The following is a 5,518-nucleotide window of genomic DNA, read 5'->3' on the forward strand; positions in this document are numbered from 1 at the left end:
ACTGGCAAAAATGAAAACCTCGGTAGTCAAGGTTATCGCAGAAGAAGGATTCAAATTTTGGTGCTGAGTGGCCGCCCCTTCAACAAAGAGGATAAACCATCCTAAACCAAGCCAGATCACCCCAAAAGGAATGATCCGTGAAATGTTTCTTTTTGATTTTGGGGATAACATTGCGATGGATTTCTTTAGTTGGGATTGAAAATAGCATATAATCCTAAATATTTATCCCATTAGGTCCGAAAATCAATGCTTATCGCTTAATGCTAGAAGTTTTAATTCAAATTCCTAAACTCACTTGGTGAATGCCCGACACGCTGTTTAAAAAGCCTTGAGAAATGCTGTGGATACTTAAAACCTAATTCATAGGCAATTTCACTGACCGATTTGTTCGGGTCAAAAACTTTTTCCTTGGCAATATCTATGAGCTTGTTCTGAATATATTCCTGGGCTGAGTTTCCCGTTTCCTTTTTGACCAAATCCCCAAAATAATTGGATGATAGATGTAACTGGTCGGCAAAATAACCCACCGAAGGCGTACCATGTTTTAGGGGTTTCTCAGATCCGAAATATTCGTTCAACAAATTGTCGAACTTCTCTAAAGAACCTTGATTTTCCATTTCACGGGTCAAGAATTGTCGGTCATAGAAACGTGTGCAATAATCCAGAAATAATTCAATATTGGCCACAATCAGTTTTTTACTGTGCTTGTCAAGATTCTGCTCCAACTCGAATTGGATTTTTTCCAACAAACTCAGAATCACTTTACGTTCTTTGGCCGAAAGGTGCAACGCCTCGTTGGAGGAATACGAGAAAAAATTATAGGCACTCATTTTTTTGCCCAAATCGGTACCCAATAACAAATCTGGATGAAATAACATGGCATAGCCCTTAGGTACGTAATCAGGGTCGAAACCACCAAGTTCGATGGTCTGGTTTGGCGCCATAAAAACAAGTGTTCCTTCATCATAATCGTACGGTTTGCCCCCGTAATGCATTTTGCATCCCTTGGCATCTTTCAGAAAAATAGCATAACACTTATAATGGAAAGCATCGTAATCTTTGTTTGAATAATTCTCCTCACCCAACTTATCAAAATCAACAATTCCCACCAATGGATGTAAGACCTCTTGATTTCGAAGTCTCAGGTAATCACCAACGGTATTGATTCTCAAAACATTTTTCATGGTAAATTCTAAATTTTTATTAAAGATAAGGCATTGATCTCCAGTGATTCAAGTAGTTCGGACTAAATCCGTAAAAATGGTAGGCAATTCCGTAATCCGGGTATGATCTGGCGGGTATTTACCTCGTACTTTTGAGCTATAGCAATTATCAAGGTCGTATTAAATCAACGTTGTATATGAAAAACGTGGCATTATTTGGATTCCTATTCGCATTAGGTGGTTTTGTATTAGGGCAAAATACCCCAAAAACCGTCACGGCCAAATACATCACGGAAGAAATTGCCTTGGACGGAACCATGGATGAAGCTATTTGGGAAACTGCGGAAGTAGCCCGTGATTTCCAACAGTTTTTTCCTTCGGATCAGGTAACCGCTGAATTTAGGACCGAGGTGAAGGTTTTGTATTCGGACACCCATCTGTATGTAGGCATATATTCTGAAAAGGCCGCCGGTAATTATGTCGTATCTACCTTAAAAAGAGACTTCGGGGCCCTTACCAATGACAATATCTCCCTATTGTTCGATACCTTCAGTGATGGGACCACGGCCTATTTTTTTGGAGTCACCCCATACGGGGTACTTCGCGAAGGTTTGGTCTCCGATGGTGGAACCTCCTTTAACAACACCTGGGACGTTAAATGGCAAGCCGAAGCGACCCGTTTTGACGACCATTATGTCGTTGAGGTCGCCATTCCCTTTACCTCCTTGAAATTTCCCGAGGGCAGTACTTCATGGCGATTCCGGCCCTACCGCTGGAACAACCAGAGCAACCAGCAGGATACCTGGGTCAGGGTGCCGCAGAACCAAATGCTCTCTAGCCTGGCTGATATGGGTGAATTGGTTTTTGAAAAACCCTTGGGGAAATCCCGTACACCCCTAACGCTTATTCCTTATATTAATACCTTGACCGATAAAGATTACGCCTCGGATGAATCGAATACCCAGTTTAAAGTCGGGGGTGATGCCAAAGTTTCAATCGGGAACGGAATGAATTTGGACCTGACCATAAACCCTGATTTTTCAAATGTTGAAATCGATGATATTTTCACTAACCTTACCCGTTTTGAGGTTCGGCTACCTGAAAAGCGTCAATTTTTTATCGATAATAGTGATTTGTTCGAGAATTTTGGGAATACGTTCAATGAGGCAAAACCCTTTTTCTCACGACGTATCGGTTTGGCCAGGGACGCCAATGGCAACCTGATTCAAAATGATATTATAGGTGGGGTACGGCTCAGTGGCAAACTCAATAAAGATTGGCGATTGGGTGTGCTCAATATTCAGACGGCCAAAGATGAGGCCAATGAAATAGCCTCTAACAACAACTTGATGTTGGCCCTACAACGTAAAGTAGGCAGCCGGTCAAATGTCGGGGTGTTCTGGGTAAACCGCCAGGCCATGGGGAACGAGGCATATATCACGCCCGATGAAAACTACAATCGGGTCATCGGGGCCGATTATAACCTAGCATCGGCAAATAACATTTGGAACGGAAAATTCTATATGCACAAATCCTTTCAACCGGGTGACCATGATGGGAATCTTTCTACACAAGCCACATTCACTTATGGTCCTCGAAGATGGCGCATTATCGAAGATTTCGTGTATATCGATGAAGATTTTAGGGCTGATTTGGGATTTGTCCCAAGAAATGATATCCTAAAGTGGGGAAATGGTTTACAACGGATCCTCTACCCCAAGAAGGGCATTATCAATACACATGCACTGCAATTCTTGTCGCTGATGTATTGGAGACCTACTTTGGATTACAAGAAAACAGATCATGAATACAATCTTAGTTGGGAAGTGGCTTTTAAAGATCAGGCCACTGCCGAGGCAACATTTACGAACAACTTTATATTCCTGACCGCTCCATTTGACCCCGCAAGATCCTCAGGGGCAATACCTATCCCCGGAAATCAGGGCTATCATTTTAATCAATTTGAATTTGAATACCTATCCAATAATACCAATTTGCTTACCTATGGGGCAAATGCCAAGTTTGGCCGTTTTTTCAATGGTAACATTACCGCTGTTGGGGCACTACTAGGAATGCGTATACAACCCAAGGCACAATTCAGTTTGGCACTCGACTATAACGGAATACGGTTACCAGACCCTTATGCCGATGCCGATATTTTTTTCGCCACTTTTCGTTCGGATATCACCTTTAGCAAAAGTCTTTTTTGGAACACCCTTGTACAATACAGTAACCAGCAAGAAAACCTGGGAATCAACTCGCGATTGCAATGGCGTTTTGCCCCATTGTCAGATTTGTACCTCGTATATAACGACAACTATTTTACCGCACCCTACGCACCCCGATTTCGGTCAATAAATCTTAAATTGACCTATTGGTTGAATTTATAAACCCATGCAAAAAATTAAAGCCTAAATTGTAATTAGAAACACAAATCATAACAAAGAAAAGTTCCCATGAAAAACAATCCATTTTTAAAATCGCTTTTTTGCCTGTTTTTGTTGCTAAACTTTACCCTAGTTTCGGCCGCAATAGAACCCTACGGATTATCGGCAAAAGAAAAAGCGATAGTGACCATTTCGGCACTGACCGCAAAAGGCGATCTAGAAAATTTGGAATCGGCCTTGGTCGAAGGTTTGGAGGCAGGACTGACCGTTAACGAGATCAAGGAGGTCATGGTACATCTCTATGCCTACTGCGGATTTCCGCGTAGCCTACGGGGTTTACGAACTTTTATCAAAGTATTGGATGAACGCAAGGAAAAAGGAATTGAAGATACTATGGGCAAAGAGGCCACTCCTATTGAAGATACGCGTCCAAAATACGACAGGGGAAAATCGATTTTAGAGGACTTGGTGCAAAAGAAGTTGGATGGTCCAAAAGCCGATTATGCAGAGTTTGCCCCTGTTATCGAAGTCTTTTTAAAGGAACACTTGTTTGCCGATATTTTTGAACGCGATGTTTTGGACTATCAGCAAAGGGAACTGGTCACGGTTTCCGTTTTGATAACGATCGGCGATGTTGAACCTATGCTTCGTTCGCATATGAATATTTGCTTAATACAGGGGATTACCCAAGAACAATTAGTTGAATTGGTCGATGTTTTGAAAATAAACTTGGACAACTCAAAAATCGAGTCGGCCAAGAAAGTTTTGGACGAATTGTTAAAATCTAAAGATTAACACAACTTGGAACCTATGAACAACAAAAATCTATTAGTAGTAATCTTGATTGTAACAATCATCTTTTCTTGTAAACCATCGGAGGAAAAAAATAAAACCATCAATTCAACTTCAGAACAAGAACTGATTTTTCCTAAGGGGAAAATAATCACAAATGACAACTTTGTCGGAAATGCCTGGTTGGAAATGCTTGTGTTTGCTGATAGTATCAACCAAAATTCCGTTGGCAGTGTTACGTTTGAACCAGGGGCAAGAACCAACTGGCATTCGCATCCAAACGGACAGATTATCTTGGCCTTGGAAGGCAAGGGCTATTACCAGGAAAAAGGAAGTGAAAAGAAAATACTACACAAAGGGGATGTTGTAAAATGTCCTGCGAACATCCCGCATTGGCACGGAGCAAGTTCGGATACCGAATTCATACAAGTGGCGATTACTAGCAGGGTAAACGGCCCAACGGAATGGCTTGAAGCGGTTACCGATGAAGAGTACACAAAGCGATAAATATGGGGAATGTATCCCAATTCCATTTAAAGAAATAAAATCTTAGCTATGAAATTCGCAGAAACAACATTTATACTATCAATTGGCTTCTCAATATTGATGATGTCGGGCATCATTGCCCAAAAAGAACCCATAATCATCCAAGATCAGGGCAGTTTTGTGGTGGGTGGCGGCGTTATTGAAAACCCGGGAACTTTTGACGCTATCAAACGAAACCCTGAAGGTCAGACCTATCATGGCGACCATGCCTATATCTATTATCAGATTCCGGTTAATACGCGTAAATATCCATTGGTGATGTGGCACGGTATCGGCCAGTTTTCAAAGACATGGGAAACCACGCCCGATGGACGGGAAGGTTACCAGAACATTTTTCTAAGACGCGGTTTTAGCACCTATATCATGGATCAGCCCAGACGTGGTAGGGCAAGTCGCAGCATGGTCGAAGCGACGATAACCCCAACACCCGATGAACAGTTCTGGTTCAACATCTTTCGTATAGGGGTATGGCCCGATTATTTCCCCGGTGTACAATTTGCCCAAGACGAGGAATCGCTGAACCAGTATTTCCGCCAAATGGTCCCCAATATTGGGGGATTTGATACCGAAGTCATTACGGATGCCGCATCACAACTTTTTGATAAAATTGGGGAAGGCATACTAGTGACC

The 5,518-nt window shown here is 42.1% G+C and carries 5 protein-coding genes; 4 read left to right on the forward strand and 1 reads right to left on the reverse strand.

The features are described 5' to 3' along the window. Positions 1 to 272: 272 nt before the first annotated feature. The gene (locus tag WBM98_RS03960) at positions 273 to 1,184 is read right to left on the reverse strand and encodes a helix-turn-helix domain-containing protein (protein WP_424364727.1); all 912 of its coding nucleotides are present in this window, start codon (positions 1,182 to 1,184) and stop codon (positions 273 to 275) included. 176 nt (positions 1,185 to 1,360) lie between these two features. Between WBM98_RS03960 and WBM98_RS03965 the strand changes: the two genes are divergently transcribed. From WBM98_RS03965 to WBM98_RS03980, 4 genes are all read left to right on the forward strand, one after another. Beyond that, positions 1,361 to 3,553, forward strand: a complete 2,193-nt coding sequence (locus WBM98_RS03965) for a DUF5916 domain-containing protein (RefSeq protein ID WP_424364728.1) — start codon at positions 1,361 to 1,363, stop codon at positions 3,551 to 3,553. A 66-nt stretch (positions 3,554 to 3,619) separates the two neighbouring features. Next, entirely contained in the window at positions 3,620 to 4,345 is a 726-nt protein-coding gene (locus WBM98_RS03970; RefSeq protein WP_424364729.1) for a carboxymuconolactone decarboxylase family protein, read from the forward strand. Between the two features lie 15 nt (positions 4,346 to 4,360). Continuing rightward, positions 4,361 to 4,849, forward strand: a complete 489-nt coding sequence (locus tag WBM98_RS03975; RefSeq protein WP_424364730.1) for a cupin domain-containing protein — start codon at positions 4,361 to 4,363, stop codon at positions 4,847 to 4,849. 48 nt (positions 4,850 to 4,897) lie between these two features. Then, positions 4,898 to 5,518, forward strand: a 621-nt coding sequence (locus WBM98_RS03980) for an alpha/beta hydrolase (protein ID WP_424364731.1), incomplete at its 3' end; no start/stop codon positions are given.

The sequence above is a fragment of the Maribacter sp. genome, from assembly GCF_049667165.1.
GTDB lineage: Bacteria > Bacteroidota > Bacteroidia > Flavobacteriales > Flavobacteriaceae > Maribacter_A.